Below are 16,178 nucleotides of genomic sequence, written 5' to 3' on the forward strand. Positions count from 1 at the left end.
CTATACTCATTATAAAATAAGGACATTTCATGTTTAAGGTTAGCGAGAACAACATCAATTCAGCGTATTTATTCTCTGCGAATAATGATGCTAACTATCTATCGATACACATGCTTGGTGAATATATCGACAAAATAGAAACAAGCCTCAATAATAACACATGGATGGATCTGCAACTTGCCATAACAGATCGTAAAGTGATGCCACATTTAGTGGCATTGGCTAACAAAAGAAATCCAGCTTTGAATTTGGTATATATCGATTCCCCCTATGATTTACCCGCCCACCTGATGTCACTTTCGCCTAATGACTATCATCCCAATAAATATATTATCTGTACCGGTGATGATAAAATGCATACGGGCATGCTTGATGCAAGATTTATTGATAATAAGCTATCAATGATTTTATTTGAGCCGACATCGTTAAATTTTACAGCACCAGCCCTGCTGGCTTTGAGAATTAACTCGGCCCTTGAGCAAGACATGCCAGGTGTAAAAAAACCTTTTGCATTACAGGTGGATATACAAAGAAGTGATTATGAATGTGGCATTTTTAGCCTGGCTTTGGCCAAAAAAACGCATAAAAACGACGAATGTGTCCTCAAGTTACACCATGAAATCGCCGCGAAAAAATTTGAGAAAGTAACGTTAGCGGAGTGCAAAAGCATCACAGACAAATTTCTGCCTGTGATTTGTTATAAACATACTCAGGGGTTAAAACGGTTAAGTGAATACTTAGAAGCAAAACCAGAAAGTATTCATCATCAAATCAGTGGCAAACATAAACAAATCATGAATCATATCAAAGCCAGCTATACCCATATTGATGGGAAATTAATTTCAAAATCGATCCATTTAAAGCGACTCACAGAATACAAAGCACTACGAGACGATTTTTTTAACGATCACTCTGACCTTATAAAATAAAATATTTCCACTCTCCTTCCGAGAGGCAAGGTAAGCAACCTTGCCTCTCGCTTAGCACTAACAGTGATATTTTACACGCTGACTGCTTGCGCACTCTGGCCATGCCAATTTACCGATTCCGTTTTTGCAGCTGCGGGATAATTTATTTCACTGCTGCGACGCCGAAAATCGCTTGGGCTGACGCCAACGCGTTTACGAAACACGCGAGAAAAATAGAGCTGATCGTCATAGCCAACCACGCGCCCGATATTGGCAATAGATTCCTGCGTGGTTTGCAGTAACAGCTTGGCACGAATCACCCGCTGATCTTCACGCCAGCGCAAAATGTTGACGCCCACCTGCTCACGGAACAAATGGGCCAGACGTGAAGGCGATAAGCAGACATGGCGCGCCACCTCATCAATACGCAGCTCACCGGAGAGATTACTGGTGATGAACTGGCACGCTTCAATCACCCGCGGATCCATAATCCGCTGCGGGCTTTGCGGATCCTCTTCCATGGCACGGATCAACAACCGTTCCAGCAGATTCATGCCTAACTCTTCGGAAAAGCGCCGCCCCGAGCGATGGGTCTGCTCTATATTGGCAAACAGGCGATCAAACTCCAACAGCAGATGGTTGTTGGGTAACGTCAGGCGGCCAATGTCACACTGTTTACTGTGCCATTCCAGCCAATCGGCCCAGTAGGCGCGAGGACGAAAATAGACCCAGCGGTGATACCAGCAATCACTGTGCGGCGAGCGACCGTAGAAATGTTTCGATTTCGGTGGGAAAAGCAGTAAATCCCCCGGATTACAGAAAAAATCGGTTTCCCCGTCAGATACTCTGCCTTGGCCTTTGATGGTCAGGTTAATAATATAGCCTTTCATCCCATCCGGACGGTCGATAAAGAAATCAAGCGGCCCGTCAGCCAGGATGGGCGTTAAACCTGCCACCAGATACGCGTTAAAAGAATAACCTGGCAGCAATGGGTTTGATTGCGACTCATGCGTCATGCGCTGGTACATCGGCCCTCCGGAAATCATCGGGTGCAAACAGAACCAGGCAGCAGCGCAATAAGTGACATTGTCACTGCTACCCGACATCCTCTCAGACAAATAGCCCATAACCCCCTTACTGCTGATACGGCTATACGGTTTTCTTCGCCATTTGTTTGTAGCGGTCGAAAATGACCGCAGCAAGCAAAATCAAACCACGCACCACATACTGCGCGAACGGCGAGATATTGAGCAGGTTCATCGCATTTTCAACCGTACCGAGAATCAAAACCCCCGCCACCACGTAAGAAATCTTGCCAATCCCCCCTTTCAGGGAGACGCCGCCCAGCACACAGGCAGAGATAACGATCAGCTCATAGCCGATAGAGGTCATGGGTTGTCCGCTGGTCATGCGCGACGCCAGGATGATCCCCGCGGCTGCCGACACTAATCCAGACAAGGCGAAAATAATGATTTTGGTGCGTACCACCGGGACACCGGCCAGACGCGCGGCTTCCTCATTGCCGCCAATCGCCAGGGTATTGCGACCGAAGGTGGTTTTATTCAGCAGCAGGCCAAATAAAATCATGCATACTACCGTAATCCAAATCGGCGCAGGCAGCCCCAGCCAGTTGGCATACCCCAGCGCAAAGAAGCGCTCATCGACAATTCCTACCGCTTTACCATCAGAAATGATATATGCCAAACCGCGCGCAATCTGCATGGTGGCGAGGGTGGTGATCAGGGCGTTAATTTTGAGCTGAGCAATAACAAAGCCGTTAAGTAATCCGAAAGCAACACCCAGCAACAAACCGGCACCGACACCGATCCATAGGCTTTCAGTGAGATTAATCACCACCGCGGTAGCCACCCCGGCACAGGCAATGACCGAGGCGACTGACAGGTCAAAGTCACCCGATGCCAGGCAGAACAACATCCCACAGGCCACCATACCGGACATGGAAATAGCCAGCCCCAGACCTTTCATATTGATGAAGGAGGCAAAATTGGGGACAAACAGTGCGCAGGCCAAAAACAGCACGGCAAACACCACCAGCATGCCGTAGTTATCCCAGATGCGCGACATTCCCCCGGCGCGCTTGTTTTTTTCAGGTGAAGCAGACGTAACCGTTGACATAATTGTGTGCTCCTTCGCGTTTACGCGACCACAGCGTTGATTTCGGGAGTTCGTAACATCGCCAGGCTCAGCGCTTTCTGCTCGCTGGCCTCGTCGTGTGAAAGTTCGCCTGAAATGGCACCCTCGCGCATCACGATGATACGGTCGGCCAGTCCCAGCACTTCGGGCAAATCGCTTGAGGCAAACAGCACCGCGATCCCCTGCTTGGCCAACGCATAAATGACGTTGTAAATTTCATGCTTAGCCCCTACATCAATGCCACGCGTCGGTTCATCCAGCAGGATCACTTTCATCTCTTCGGAGAGCCAACGGCCTAATATTGCTTTTTGCTGATTGCCACCGGAAAGGTTCATGATCAACTGTTCAGCGGAGGGGGTTTTAATGTTTAACGCCTGAATTCGACGCTCCGCATTCTCTTCTTCCCACTGGTTATTAATCACAAACCCTGCTTTGAGGCTTTTGCGGCGCGCGCTGATGTTGATGTTATCGCGTACCGAATGCACCGGAATGATGCCGTCCGCTTTACGATCCTCCGGGCACAGCATGATGCCCTGACGAATAGCATCCATCGGGGTTTTGATCGTCTGCGATTCGCCGTCCAGCAACACATCACCGCCGGTGATGCGCGTACCGCCGAACAGCGCTTTCATTAATTCGCTGCGTCCGGCCCCCACCAGCCCAAACAAACCAACGATTTCCCCCTGCCTGACGCTGAGCGAAATTGGGCTCTTCACGCCCGGTGCTTTTACCTCACGCAACGTAAAACGCTCTGGCCCCAATGCGCGCGGGGCATAACCGTAGATATCGCCCAAATCGCGTCCGACCATCGCCTGGACCAGCATTTCATGATTCACCGCCGCCGTATCGTCAAAGGTGCGAACATATTTGCCATCTTTAAACACGGTGATGGCATCGCTCAGCGCAAAAATTTCTTCCATACGGTGCGACACGTACAGGATCACCCGCCCTTCACTGCGCAGTTCGCGAATCACGCGAAACAATTGCTCGATCTCCCGTGCGGACAGCGAACTGGTAGGTTCATCAAAGGCGATGATCTTGGCATTACGGGCCAATGCTTTGGCAATTTCCACCATCTGCCATTGCCCGATAGAGAGGTATTTGAGCGGCGTATCCGGATCAATATCCAGCCCAAGGTGTTCCAGTTGCAGCTTGGATTCGTAACGTAACAGGGTTTTATTGACGATGCCCTTCTTGTGCGGTAACTGACCCAGGTAGATATTCTCCGCCACCGTCATTTCTGGCACCAGATGCAACTCCTGATAGATGATCGCCACCCCGGCGTTGAGCGCGTCCATGGTATTGGCGAAATGGACTGGCTGCCCTTTGATATGCACTTCACCAGAGGAAGGCAGATAGTTACCGCTGAGGATCTTCAGCAGCGTCGATTTACCGGCGCCATTTTCTCCCATCAGCGCGTGTATTTGCCCGGCGTGGCATGAAAAAGTAATATCATCGAGGGCTTTCACACCGGGAAAAATCTTCCCTATGCCGTGAAACGACAAATAAGGCGACGATGCTGCCATGTCGTTGTGCTCCATCGTAGTGCTCCACACGAGGACCCCCTTGCAAGCAAGGGGTCGTCACAGTCAAGATTGGTTGACACGATTAACGATACCGCCCCATACCGAGGCGGTATCACCGTGGTTACATCAAGCCTTTTTTCTTCAACTCTTCTTTGAAGTTTTCACGTGTGATCAGCACCACATCGGTCACTTCCGTGAATTTCTGCGGTTCAACGCCTTTAGTCACCCACTCATTCAGCATCTGGATACTCTTGTAGCCATGAACGTCCGGGCTTGGCAGCAGCGAGCCGAAGAAGCCGGTGGCTTGCCCTTTGGACAATTCATTCACCGCATCCACACCGTTGATACCGATACCAATCACGTTGGGCGCTTTGAAGCCCTGACCTTCTGTCGCACGCACACCACCCAGTACCGTGTTATCGTTCATGCCGATAATCAGCCAGTTTTTCACTTTAGGATGCTGTACCAACAGCGAGTTGGCGGCGTCAAAGGCACCGGGGATATCGTTGGATTTGGTGGGAACCTGATAAATCTGTTTTTCCGGGAAGCCCGCGACTTTCAGCGCTTCCATCGAGCCGGAAGTACGACGGCGTGCAGTATCCAGTTCGTTGGCGGTGATCGCCATCACCCCGGTTTCATCCACTTTCCAGCCACGCTTGTTCATCTCTTTCCAGAGTTCTTCCCCCTGGCGCTCACCGATTTTGGTCGCTGCCATCATCACTAAGGGCACCGTATCCATCGGTTCACCTTTAGCGTTGACGAACTGATCGTCCACCGCGATGACTTTCAGATCATAGCTGCGCGCCTTGGCGATAATGGCTGGCCCCAATTTAGGGTCTGGCGTACAGATAACAAACCCCTTCGCACCGCTGGCCGCCAGGCTATCGATCGCGTTCAGCGTTTTCTCGCCGTCGGGCACCGCAATTTTAATCACGTCAAAGCCAAGATCTTTCCCGGCCTGATCGGCAAATTTCCATTCAGTTTGGAACCAGGGCTCTTCCGGCTGTTTCACCAGAAACCCCAGCTTAAGATTTTCAGCCATAGCTGATTGTGACATAACTGTCGCCAGTCCAATGGCAGCCAGCACCTTAGTGAATTTATGCATGATGTTCTCCGGTAGGGGTTCTCTTTTTTGCAGGTTGCTCTCCACAGCCTGCGTTATCACTCTCGGTAAGACACATTCAATCTGGTTAGAGAAAAAACACGGACTTAGTATTTATCCTCCACAGTGCAACATTCAGACGCTGTATTTGTAGCGGGTATTTTGCGCAAGAATCTAGAGCGTTATCACATCCCGAAACAATGACAGGTTTGTGCATAGATTTAGCGAATTTAACCAGCCGTTAACCTTTGATTGATGTCACAAAACTATGACAGGTGGCAGAAAAATGCATACTTCCAGCTAACCCATCCTCACTGCGCGCTTTTCTGCTGACTATCGTAGATGCATCCGGAATGTGCGTTCCCGCTTATCCCGTCCTATGGCAACACGCACCTTTAAGCGCGATCCACCCTCCCCACAGTGACGCAACAACAGGAGCTGAACGATGAACGCGGGTGCAATAGTAATCGGCCTGGATTTTGGCAGCGATTCAGTGCGTGCACTGGCCGTTGACTGTCAATCTGGACAGGAGTTAGAAACCGAGGTGGTCTACTACCCACGGTGGCGGGAAGGACGCTATTGTCTGCCTGCGGAGAATCAATTTCGGCATCACCCGCTCGACTATATAGAAGCACTGGAACAGGCCGTTCAGGTGGTGGTGCAGCGATTAGCTCCCGAGCAACGCGCGCAGATCCGCGCCATCGGGGTCGATACCACCGGCTCGACGCCTGCCCCGATTGATGAGCAAGGCCAGGTGTTGGCGCTGCGCCCGGAATTTGCCGACAATCCCAATGCCATGTTTGTGTTGTGGAAAGATCACACCGCTATTGAAGAAGCGGAAGCCATCAATACGCTGTGTCGTAGCGGTCAGTTCCCTGATTACACCAAATACATCGGCGGTGTGTACTCATCAGAATGGTTCTGGGCCAAAATTTTGCACGTCTCACGCGCTGACAGCGCCGTACATCAGGCTGCGGTCTCCTGGATTGAGCTGTGTGACTGGGTTCCGGCACTGCTCTCGGGAACGCAAGCGCCCCACCAGATAAAACGCGGGCGTTGCAGTGCCGGTCATAAATCACTGTGGCATCCGGAATGGGGCGGCGTGCCGCCAAAAGATTTTCTTCACGCGCTCGATCCGCTGCTGACCGACCATTTGCAGTATCCCCTGTTCACCGACACCTGGACCGCCGATTTACCGGTGGGAACCATCACCTCTGAATGGGCTGCACGATTGGGGGTTCCCACCAACACGGTGCTGGCGGGCGGTGCGTTTGATTGCCACATGGGTGCCGTGGGCGCGGGCGCACAACCCTATACCTTGGTCAAAGTTATCGGCACCTCCACCTGCGATATTCTGATCGCCGATGAGGCACGCGTGGGGACTACACCCGTTGCCGGGATCTGCGGTCAGGTCGACGGCAGCGTAGTGCCAGGCTTTGTTGGACTGGAAGCAGGACAGTCCGCGTTTGGCGATATGTATGCCTGGTTTGGCCGTTTATTGGGCTGGTCATTACAACTTGCCGCCCAACAACATCCCGAACTTGTGCCGCAGTTGGCACAAACGCAGGATAAATTGTTGGAAGCCTTGACCCAACGCTGGGCGGACAATCCCTCACTCGATCATCTTCCGGTGGTGCTGGACTGGTTTAACGGCCGACGCACCCCGTTTGCCAATCAGCGACTGAAAGGCGTGATCACCGATCTCAACCTGGGGACGGATGCCCCGGTACTGTTTGGCGGGTTTATCGCCGCCACCGCCTTTGGCGCCCGCGCCATTATGGAATGTTTCGAATCTCAAGGGGTGCCGGTGGAAAACCTGCTGGCGCTGGGCGGCATCGCCCGCAAATCCCCAACCATCATGCAAGTGTGCACCGATGTGATGAATCGCCCGTTACAGGTGGTGGCGTCCGATCAATGCTGCGCACTGGGGGCCGCTATCTTCGGTGCCGTGGCCGCTGGGGTACACCCCGATATTCCGACCGCGCAGCGCCACATGGCCAGCCGTATCGAGCGCACCTTGACGCCCGATGCCACACGCGTGGCCCGCTATCAGGCGCTGTATGAACGTTATCAACAGTGGTGTCATCTCGCCGAGCCTGCGTATGCCGCGCAGCGTAAAGCGACAAACTGATCACCGGTTATTTTCCGTTTTTGAAGCTACGTGCAAGCAGGAGTTATCATGGGGAATTTACAACAGCGTGAAGTCTGGTTTGTTATTGGCAGCCAACATCTCTACGGCCCGGAAACCTTACGTCAGGTAAAAGAGAATGCTGAAAAAGTGGTGCAAGGGCTGAATCAGGATGCCGGACTGCCGGTAAAACTGGTGCTAAAACCGGTTGCCAAATCGCCAGACGAAATTCTGGCGCTGTGTCGCGATGCCAACTATCAGGATAGCTGTATCGGTTTGCTGGTGTGGCTGCACACCTTCTCTCCCGCCAAAATGTGGATTGCCGGACTGAGCGTATTGACCAAGCCGCTGATGCAGTTCCACACCCAGTTCAATGCTGAAATCCCCTGGGACACCATGGACATGGATTTCATGAACCTGAACCAGACGGCGCATGGCGGGCGTGAGTTCGGGTTTATCGGCGCGCGTATGCGCCAATCGCATCAGGTCGCGGTAGGCCACTGGAAAGATAAAAAAGCCCATCAACGTATTGCCAAATGGATGCGCGTCGCCGCTGCGATTGCGGAAAGCCAACAGCTTAAAGTGGCGCGTTTTGGCGATAATATGCGGGAAGTGGCGGTAACCGAAGGGGATAAGGTGGGAGCACAGATCCAATTCGGTTATTCCGTCAGCGCCTGGGGATTGGGCGATCTTGCCGGCGAAGTGGATGCGGTAAGCAAAGGGGATATCGACGCGCTGATTGATGAGTATGAGGCCAGCTACCAGTTAACCGACGCCGTTAAACTCCACGGCCCTAACCGTCAGAATCTGCTGGACGCAGCCCAAATTGAACTGGGTCTCACCCGTTTTCTGGAAAAAGGCGGTTATCGCGCGTTCACTACCGATTTTGAAAATCTTTACGGACTGAAGCAGTTACCCGGTCTGTCCGTCCAGCGCCTGATGCAAAAAGGCTACGGTTTTGGCGGCGAAGGAGATTGGAAAACCGCAGCGTTGTTACGCATCATGAAGGTGATGGCAGAAGGCTTGCCGGGCGGCACCTCCTTTATGGAAGATTACACCTACCATTTCGTCCCCGGCAATAATCTGGTTGTGGGCTCCCATATGCTGGAAGTGTGCCCGAGTATCGCCAAAGAGGCGAAACCGATATTGGATGCGCAACATCTGGGTATTGGTGGCAAAGCCGATCCTGCACGGCTGATCTTCTCCACCCCGGCCGGACCAGCACTCAATGCCAGCGTCATCGACATGGGCGATCGTTTCCGCATGTTGGTCAACGTGGTGGACACCATTGAACAACCGCACCCTTTGCCCAAACTGCCGGTTGCCCGAGCCATCTGGCAGGCACAACCGTCGTTGGAGGAGGCTGCCGTAGCCTGGATTCTGGCGGGCGGCGCGCACCATACGGTATTCAGTCAGGCGTTAGATTTGGATTATCTGCGCCTCTATGCAGAAATTAATCATATCGAACTGCTGGTCATTGATAACGAAACCCGCATTCCGGCATTCAAAGATGCACTGCGCTGGAATGAGATGTACTACAAACTCACCTCACGCTAAGCGGTAGCAAGGAACCCGATTGTCAAGATCGGGTTCCATCTCTCATTCATAATTCCTATTGCGCTAGACACCTGTCTTCTCTGGCATATACTGAAATACCCTATCCACATAATTATTAAATTAAAAATCATGACCACTGCTGAATACTTACTCAAGTTTCGCAAAGTGAACACTCTGGACAGCCTAGAAAAACTCTACGACCATTTAAATTATTCACTGACGGATAATAAGGAGATTATCAATATGTCACGCGCAGCCGATCACCGTCGTGCCGAACTTTCCGCTGGCGAGAAGTTGTTCGATCTCGGTTGCATTCCCAAATCCGTCTGGCGTTTTGTGCTTTAAGCCCTGACAACGGGTCGTTTTATGAGCGGCCTGTTTACTCTTGCCTTGCGTTACTGGCCCAAAAGGCTTTCACTGTGACGGTTTACTCTGCCAACGGCGGAGTAAATATGCGCTTTTGGTGAATATCCCTATTTTGGGTGTGTTGTCGAAAGCCTTAAAATGCCGGATAATGGTCCGGTTTTGTTTTTTAGGCATGGTAATGACCGACTATCTACTTCTTTTCGTCAGCACGCTGCTGGTGAACAATTTTGTTCTGGTGAAATTTCTTGGACTTTGTCCCTTTATGGGCGTGTCCAAGAAACTGGAAACCGCCATTGGTATGGGGTTGGCAACAACCTTCGTCATGACGCTCGGCTCGATGTTTTCCTGGCTGGTGAATGAGTATGTGCTGCTGCCGCTGGGGATCGTCTACCTGCGTACCATGGCATTTATTCTGATTCTGGCGGTCGTGGTGCAGTTCACCGAAATGGCCGTGCGTAAAACCAGTCCAGAACTCTACCGCCTGCTGGGCATTTTCCTGCCGTTGATCACCACCAACTGCGCCGTGTTGGGCGTTGCGCTGATCAGCGTCAACCTGTCACACAATTTCTTGCAATCAACGGTTTATGGATTCAGCGCCGCTGCAGGCTTCTCATTGGTTATGGTGTTGTTCGCCGCCATTCGTGAACGTATTGCCGTGTCGGATGTCCCTGCGCCGTTCCGGGGGTCATCGATTGCACTGGTCACCGCTGGGTTGATGTCGCTCGCATTTATGGGCTTTACCGGGTTGGTGAAATTCTAATGAATGCCATTTGGATTGCGATTGCCGCGTTGAGTGTGCTGGCGCTGGTTTCCGGCTTGATTCTTGGTTTTGCTTCGCGTCGTTTTCACGTTGATGCTGATCCTATCGTCGAGCAGGTCGAAGCCATGCTACCGCAAAGCCAATGTGGTCAATGCGGTTATCCGGGCTGTCGCCCTTATGCCGAAGCCGTGGCCTTGCACGGTGAGCAGATCAACAAGTGCGGCCCCGGCGGCGAGGCGATGATGTTGAAGCTGGCCGAGAAACTCAATATTGACCCGCAGCCGCTCGATGGCGACGCGCCGGATCTGCAACCGGCGCTCAAAGTGGCCTGGATCGACGAAAGTAACTGCATCGGCTGCACCAAATGTATTCAAGCCTGCCCGGTTGATGCCATTATTGGCACCACCCGCGCGGTGCACACCGTGGTGAGCGATCTCTGTACCGGCTGTGACCTGTGTGTTGCCCCTTGCCCGACAGATTGCATTGAACTGCACCCGGTAGCCACCACGACATCCAACTGGAAATGGGATCTCGAAACCATCCCGGTTCTCCTTATCCAAGTAGACCATCATGCTTAAGCTGTTAACTCTGTTTCGTAAAGAAAGAATTTGGGATTTCGACGGTGGTATTCATCCACCGGAGATGAAAACCCAATCCAGCCGTGTGCCGATGCGTCACATCCCGCTGCCGGAACAGTTTATCATTCCGTTGAAACAGCATCTCGGGCCGGAAGGCGAACTCTGCGTGAACGTTGGCGATCGCGTACTGCGCGGTCAACCCCTGACGCGCGGCACGGGACGTATGCTGCCGGTACACGCCCCCACCTCCGGTACGGTAAACGCTATCCGTCCGCACATGACGGCACACCCTTCGGCCTTGCCTGAGTTAAGCATCATTATTATTCCGGACGGCGAAGATCGCTGGTGCGACCGTCAGTGCTTGCCCGATTATCAACAGCATTCGATAGATACTCTGCTCGCACATTTACATCAGGCAGGCATCGCGGGTCTGGGCGGCGCAGGTTTCCCGACCTCAGCCAAACTCAAAGGCGGACTGCGTGGTATCGCAACGTTGATCATCAACGCTGCCGAATGTGAACCTTATATCACCGCCGACGACCGGTTGATGCAAGAGTACGCCCGTGAAATTGTGCAAGGGATTGAGATCCTGATGCATTTACTTTCACCAGAACGTACCTTGATCGGCATTGAAGACAACAAGCCGGAAGCCATTCAGGCGCTGCGCCAGGCACTGGCCAATCGCGCAGATATTCGGTTGCGGGTCATTCCCACCAAATATCCCTCCGGTGGAGCCAAGCAGCTCACCAAGATTTTGACCGGTAAGGAAGTGCCGTTTGGCAAACACTCCGCCTCCATCGGCGTATTGATGCAAAACGTCGGCACCGCTTATGCCATCAAACGCGCGGTGATCGACGGTGAAGCCTTGACGGAGCGGGTGGTTACCTTGACTGGAGAGGCACTGCGCCAACCAGGCAATGTCTGGGCACGCCTCGGCACACCGGTGCGCCACTTGCTTAAACAAGCTGGGTTTCATGCCGAAAACAAAACCCCGATGGTGATCATGGGTGGGCCGTTGATGGGCTTCACCCTGCCCGCGCTTGATGTTCCTATTGTCAAAATCAGCAACTGTATTCTTGCTCCGTCGGTGAGTGAAATTCAGGCACCAGAGCAAGAACAATCCTGCATTCGGTGCAGTAAGTGTGCTGATGCCTGTCCGGCAGGCCTGTTACCACAACAGCTTTATTGGTTCAGCCGCGGTCAGGAACATGAAAAAGCGCGCGCACATCATTTATTTGACTGCATTGAATGCGGTGCTTGTGCTTATGTCTGCCCAAGCAACATTCCATTGGTGCAATACTACCGTCAGGAAAAAGCTGAAATCCGCACCCTCGATCTTGAAGCATCGCGGGCGCAACAGGCGAAAGCGCGTTTTGATGCGAAACAGCTGCGTTTGGAGCGAGAAAAAGCGGCGCGTGAACGGCGACATCAGCAAGCGGCTGCCACGGTGTCTACGACGGATAAACAGGCCGTTCAGGCTGCGCTGGAGCGCGTGCGCAGCAAAAATGCGCTTACTGAAACGCTTGCTCCGATTGCGATAAATCCTGACCGCACGCCGGATAACAGTGCGGTCATCGCGGCGCGCGAAGCGCGAAAAGCCCAGGCGCGCGAGAAGCAACGGATACAGGCAGAAGATGAACAAGCCCACCCGATTGCCACTGTGCCAGAGGATCCACGACAAGCTGCGGTAGCTGCGGCCATTGCTCGCGTTAAAGCTAAAAAAGCCGCTCAGCAGGCACCGGAAGTTATCACCCCTGCGGATGTCGCCACACCAGTCCCCGAAGCGGAACCTGCCCCTGAACTGAGTGACCCACGCAAGGCCGCCGTAGCCGCTGCCATTGCCCGCGTTAAAGCTAAAAAAGCCGCTCAGCAGGCACCGGAAGCTATCACCCCTGCGGGTGTCGCCACACCAGTCCCCGAAGCGGAACCTGCCCCTGAACTGAGTGACCCACGCAAGGCCGCCGTAGCCGCTGCCATTGCCCGCGTTAAAGCACGTAAAGCCGAACAGGCGTTAATCCACACTCACGAGGAATAGATGGCTTTCAAGATCGCAAGTTCGCCTTTTACCCATAACCATCAGCGCACACAGCGCATCATGCTGTGGGTGATACTCGCCTGTGTGCCCGGTATCGTTGCCCAGACCCTGTTTTTTGGCGTCGGGACGTTGATACAAATCGCGCTCGCCTCAGTCACCGCGCTAACGGCGGAAGCGGTGACGTTGTCACTGAGAAAATTTGCAGTACGTACTACGCTGGCGGATCAATCCGCGCTGTTAACCGCCATTCTGCTCGGCGTCAGCTTGCCCCCATTGGCGCCCTGGTGGATGGTGGTCCTTGCCACGTTTTTCGCTATCGTGATCGCCAAACAACTTTATGGTGGATTAGGAAACAACCCCTTTAATCCGGCCATGGTCGGCTACGTGGTATTGTTAATCTCCTTCCCGGTCCAGATGACCAGTTGGCTACCGCCCACCACATTGCAGGTAGCACCGGTCACCTTCATTGATGCACTGCATGTGATTTTCACCGGAAAAACCGATGCGGGTTTGCACATTCAGGGCTTAATGCAGAACATTGATGGCATGACCCAGGCCACGCCGTTAGATAGCTTCAAAACCGGCCTGCGTGCCGGGGAAACACCGGCACAAGTGTTACAACACCCGATCTTTGCCGAGAGCCTGGCTGGCGTGGGCTGGCAATGGGTCAATCTGGCGTACCTTGCAGGTGGTATCCTTTTATTATTGACCCGCTCCATTCGTTGGCATATTCCTGTCAGCATGCTGCTCTCTTTGCTGCTGTGTGCCGCGCTTGGTTGGATATTGATGCCGGAAAAATCTGCGCCACCGCTGCTGCATCTGTTCTCCGGTGCCACTATGCTCGGTGCTTTCTTCATCGCCACCGACCCCGTGACGGCCTCCACCACCAACAAAGGGCGCTTGTTGTTTGGCGCACTGATTGGCCTGCTGGTGTGGTTGATCCGTACCTACGGTGGATACCCGGATGGCATCGCGTTTGCGGTGTTGCTGGCGAACATTACCGTGCCGCTCATCGATTACTATACCCAGCCACGCGCCTATGGCCATCGTCGATAAGGAAATAGCATGATCAGTACGATGCGACGTCACGCGACCACGCTGGCGCTGTTTGCTGCCTTGACCACCGGCTTGACAGCCATGGTCAATACCCTGACCAAACCTACCATTGCCCATCAGGCGCAGTTGCAACAAAAGGCATTGCTGGATCAGGTGATTCCGCCGGATATTTACGACAACAATATTCTGCAAGAATGTTACCTCGTCACTGATGTGGCGCTGGGCACGACATCCGCGCGCCATCTCTATATTGCTCGCAAAGGTGATACTCCGGTGGCAGCAGCCATTGAATCCAGCGCACCGGATGGCTATTCCGGTGCCATTCATCTGCTGATAGGGGCCGATTTCCATGGTAAGGTACTCGGTGTTCGGGTGACTGAGCATCATGAAACACCAGGTCTGGGCGACAAAATTGATCTGCGAATATCCGACTGGATAACCCGTTTTACAGGGCGCACCGTGCAAGGTGCTGACGATCGTCAGTGGGCCGTCAAAAAGGATGGCGGTGAATACGATCAGTTCACTGGTGCCACCATCACGCCCCGCGCCGTGGTAAATGCAAGCAAACGGACTGCGCTTTTTATGCAGACCCTCCCGGCGCGCCTGGCAACATTGCCGAATTGTGGAGCAGAGTAACATGAGTGAAGTGAAACACCTTCTGGCCCAGGGGCTTTGGAAAAACAACTCGGCGCTGGTGCAACTGTTAGGCATGTGCCCGCTGCTGGCCGTCACCTCTACTGCCACCAACGCATTGGGCTTAGGGTTAGCCACCACGCTGGTACTGACCTGTACCAATGCAGCGATTTCCGCAATGCGCCGTTGGGTGCCGTCTGAAATCCGCATCCCTATTTATGTGATGATTATTGCGGCCGTGGTCAGCTCGGTGGAAATGTTGATTAACGCTTACGCCTATGGCTTATACCAGTCGCTGGGCATTTTTATCCCGCTGATCGTCACTAACTGTTTGGTTATTGGCCGTGCGGAAGCCTACGCGGCGCAAAACCCTGTTGCCCTGTCGGCGTTGGATGGTTTCGCTATGGGTATGGGGGCGACCTGTACGATGTTCGTCTTGGGTTCGCTGCGCGAATTGCTGGGTAACGGCACGTTATTTGACGGTGCAGACCTACTGCTCGGCGATTGGGCCAAAGCGCTGCGCATTGAAGTGATCCAGGTTGATACCCCTTTCTTACTGGCCATGCTGCCTCCGGGGGCGTTTATTGGCTTGGCGCTGTTGCTTGCCGCCAAATACCTGATTGACGAAAAAATGAAACGCCGTCGTGCTGTCAGTGAGGCAAGACAGAGCGTTACGGCTGTTGATACGCTGACCGGAATCGCACCATAAGCACAAGGACAAGACGATGAACAAGGAAAAACGCGGCGAAATCTTGCGTCGTCTGCGCGATGCGAATCCCCATCCGACCACCGAACTACGCTTTGAGACACCGTTCGAGCTGCTGATTGCCGTACTGCTATCCGCCCAGGCCACGGACGTCAGCGTGAATAAAGCCACGGCAAAACTCTACCCGGTCGCGAACACGCCAGAAGCCTTATTGGCGCTTGGCGTGGACGGGGTGAAAGATTATATCCGCACCATCGGCCTGTTTAACAGCAAGGCTGAAAACATCATCAAGACCTGCCGGATCCTGTTAGACAAGCATCAAGGGCAGGTGCCGGAAAATCGCGAAGCGCTGGAAGCACTGCCCGGTGTCGGCCGAAAAACCGCTAATGTGGTATTAAACACTGCCTTTGGTTGGCCCACCATCGCCGTTGACACGCACATTTTTCGTGTGTGCAACCGCACCGGTTTTGCGCCGGGAAAAAATGTGGATACGGTAGAAGAAAAGCTATTGAAGGTGGTGCCCGCTGAATTCAAAATCGACTGCCACCACTGGCTGATTCTGCACGGACGTTACACCTGCATCGCCCGTAAACCACGCTGTGGCTCCTGCCTGATTGAAGATTTGTGCGAGTTCGGTGACAAGGTTTACGCCTGAAATCACTCAACCCG

Annotated in this window: 15 protein-coding genes; 11 read left to right on the forward strand and 4 right to left on the reverse strand. The window is 53.1% G+C overall.

Going from position 1 to position 16,178, the window contains the following annotated elements:
- Nucleotides 1-29 precede the first annotated feature (29 nt).
- Complete coding sequence (locus tag K6K13_RS10090) at nucleotides 30-929, forward strand: YopJ family acetyltransferase (RefSeq protein ID WP_222160667.1); 900 nt, start codon at nucleotides 30-32, stop codon at nucleotides 927-929.
- Nucleotides 930-1,000: 71 nt separating this feature from the next.
- Here K6K13_RS10090 and araC read toward each other — a convergent pair whose 3' ends face one another.
- The 4 genes from araC to K6K13_RS10110 all read right to left on the reverse strand — a co-directional run bounded on the left by araC (nucleotide 1,001) and on the right by K6K13_RS10110 (nucleotide 5,693).
- Nucleotides 1,001-1,936 carry an arabinose operon transcriptional regulator AraC gene (araC, locus tag K6K13_RS10095; protein ID WP_222161038.1) on the reverse strand — a complete coding sequence of 312 codons (936 nt, stop codon included), beginning with the start codon at nucleotides 1,934-1,936 and terminating at the stop codon, nucleotides 1,001-1,003.
- Between the two features lie 121 nt (nucleotides 1,937-2,057).
- A complete protein-coding gene (gene araH, locus K6K13_RS10100) occupies nucleotides 2,058-3,044 on the reverse strand; it encodes an L-arabinose ABC transporter permease AraH (protein WP_434064600.1) in 987 nt (328 codons plus the stop codon).
- Nucleotides 3,045-3,064: 20 nt separating this feature from the next.
- Nucleotides 3,065-4,588, reverse strand: coding sequence for an L-arabinose ABC transporter ATP-binding protein AraG (araG, locus tag K6K13_RS10105; RefSeq protein ID WP_222161040.1), 1,524 nt, complete (start codon nucleotides 4,586-4,588; stop codon nucleotides 3,065-3,067).
- Between the two features lie 121 nt (nucleotides 4,589-4,709).
- Entirely contained in the window at nucleotides 4,710-5,693 is a 984-nt protein-coding gene (locus tag K6K13_RS10110; protein WP_222160668.1) for an arabinose ABC transporter substrate-binding protein, read from the reverse strand.
- A gap of 442 nt (nucleotides 5,694-6,135) precedes the next feature.
- Here K6K13_RS10110 and K6K13_RS10115 point away from each other — a divergent pair, with 442 nt between their 5' ends.
- From K6K13_RS10115 to nth, 10 genes are all read left to right on the forward strand, one after another.
- Nucleotides 6,136-7,821, forward strand: coding sequence for a ribulokinase (locus K6K13_RS10115; protein ID WP_222160669.1), 1,686 nt, complete (start codon nucleotides 6,136-6,138; stop codon nucleotides 7,819-7,821).
- Nucleotides 7,822-7,869: 48 nt separating this feature from the next.
- Nucleotides 7,870-9,375 carry an L-arabinose isomerase gene (gene araA / locus K6K13_RS10120; protein WP_222160670.1) on the forward strand — a complete coding sequence of 502 codons (1,506 nt, stop codon included), beginning with the start codon at nucleotides 7,870-7,872 and terminating at the stop codon, nucleotides 9,373-9,375.
- Between the two features lie 129 nt (nucleotides 9,376-9,504).
- The gene (gene ydgT / locus K6K13_RS10125; RefSeq protein ID WP_222160671.1) at nucleotides 9,505-9,720 is read left to right on the forward strand and encodes a transcription modulator YdgT; all 216 of its coding nucleotides are present in this window, start codon (nucleotides 9,505-9,507) and stop codon (nucleotides 9,718-9,720) included.
- Between the two features lie 199 nt (nucleotides 9,721-9,919).
- A complete protein-coding gene (gene rsxA, locus K6K13_RS10130) occupies nucleotides 9,920-10,501 on the forward strand; it encodes an electron transport complex subunit RsxA (RefSeq protein ID WP_222160672.1) in 582 nt (193 codons plus the stop codon).
- Nucleotides 10,501-11,079, forward strand: coding sequence for an electron transport complex subunit RsxB (gene rsxB, locus K6K13_RS10135; protein ID WP_222160673.1), 579 nt, complete (start codon nucleotides 10,501-10,503; stop codon nucleotides 11,077-11,079). The genes rsxA and rsxB overlap by 1 nt, the downstream gene beginning before the upstream one ends.
- Nucleotides 11,072-13,114, forward strand: coding sequence for an electron transport complex subunit RsxC (gene rsxC / locus K6K13_RS10140; RefSeq protein ID WP_222160674.1), 2,043 nt, complete (start codon nucleotides 11,072-11,074; stop codon nucleotides 13,112-13,114). The genes rsxB and rsxC overlap by 8 nt, the downstream gene beginning before the upstream one ends.
- A complete protein-coding gene (gene rsxD / locus K6K13_RS10145; protein ID WP_222160675.1) occupies nucleotides 13,115-14,170 on the forward strand; it encodes an electron transport complex subunit RsxD in 1,056 nt (351 codons plus the stop codon).
- A 9-nt stretch (nucleotides 14,171-14,179) separates the two neighbouring features.
- On the forward strand, nucleotides 14,180-14,806 hold the full coding sequence (rsxG, locus tag K6K13_RS10150) for an electron transport complex subunit RsxG (RefSeq protein WP_222160676.1): 627 nt from the start codon (nucleotides 14,180-14,182) through the stop codon (nucleotides 14,804-14,806).
- 1 nt (nucleotide 14,807) lies between these two features.
- Nucleotides 14,808-15,512: an electron transport complex subunit E gene (locus K6K13_RS10155; protein ID WP_222160677.1), complete on the forward strand. Its 705-nt coding sequence runs from the start codon at nucleotides 14,808-14,810 to the stop codon at nucleotides 15,510-15,512.
- Between the two features lie 16 nt (nucleotides 15,513-15,528).
- On the forward strand, nucleotides 15,529-16,164 hold the full coding sequence (gene nth, locus K6K13_RS10160; RefSeq protein WP_222160678.1) for an endonuclease III: 636 nt from the start codon (nucleotides 15,529-15,531) through the stop codon (nucleotides 16,162-16,164).
- The last annotated feature ends 14 nt before the right edge of the window (nucleotides 16,165-16,178 follow it).

Source organism: Symbiopectobacterium purcellii (genome assembly GCF_019797845.1).
Lineage (GTDB): Bacteria > Pseudomonadota > Gammaproteobacteria > Enterobacterales > Enterobacteriaceae > Symbiopectobacterium > Symbiopectobacterium purcellii.

Excerpts from the sequence above, each read along its gene's own strand:
- K6K13_RS10090 (WP_222160667.1), top strand. The coding sequence starts at position 30 with ATGTTTAAGGTTAGCGAGAACAACATCAATTCAGCGTATTTATTCTCT.
- araC (WP_222161038.1), bottom strand. The coding sequence starts at position 1,936 with ATGTACCAGCGCATGACGCATGAGTCGCAATCAAACCCATTGCTGCCA.
- araH (WP_434064600.1), bottom strand. The coding sequence starts at position 3,044 with ATGTCAACGGTTACGTCTGCTTCACCTGAAAAAAACAAGCGCGCCGGG.
- araG (WP_222161040.1), bottom strand. The coding sequence starts at position 4,588 with ATGGCAGCATCGTCGCCTTATTTGTCGTTTCACGGCATAGGGAAGATT.
- K6K13_RS10110 (WP_222160668.1), bottom strand. The coding sequence starts at position 5,693 with ATGCATAAATTCACTAAGGTGCTGGCTGCCATTGGACTGGCGACAGTT.
- K6K13_RS10115 (WP_222160669.1), top strand. The coding sequence starts at position 6,136 with ATGAACGCGGGTGCAATAGTAATCGGCCTGGATTTTGGCAGCGATTCA.
- araA (WP_222160670.1), top strand. The coding sequence starts at position 7,870 with ATGGGGAATTTACAACAGCGTGAAGTCTGGTTTGTTATTGGCAGCCAA.
- ydgT (WP_222160671.1), top strand. The coding sequence starts at position 9,505 with ATGACCACTGCTGAATACTTACTCAAGTTTCGCAAAGTGAACACTCTG.
- rsxA (WP_222160672.1), top strand. The coding sequence starts at position 9,920 with ATGACCGACTATCTACTTCTTTTCGTCAGCACGCTGCTGGTGAACAAT.
- rsxB (WP_222160673.1), top strand. The coding sequence starts at position 10,501 with ATGAATGCCATTTGGATTGCGATTGCCGCGTTGAGTGTGCTGGCGCTG.
- rsxC (WP_222160674.1), top strand. The coding sequence starts at position 11,072 with ATGCTTAAGCTGTTAACTCTGTTTCGTAAAGAAAGAATTTGGGATTTC.
- rsxD (WP_222160675.1), top strand. The coding sequence starts at position 13,115 with ATGGCTTTCAAGATCGCAAGTTCGCCTTTTACCCATAACCATCAGCGC.
- rsxG (WP_222160676.1), top strand. The coding sequence starts at position 14,180 with ATGATCAGTACGATGCGACGTCACGCGACCACGCTGGCGCTGTTTGCT.
- K6K13_RS10155 (WP_222160677.1), top strand. The coding sequence starts at position 14,808 with ATGAGTGAAGTGAAACACCTTCTGGCCCAGGGGCTTTGGAAAAACAAC.
- nth (WP_222160678.1), top strand. The coding sequence starts at position 15,529 with ATGAACAAGGAAAAACGCGGCGAAATCTTGCGTCGTCTGCGCGATGCG.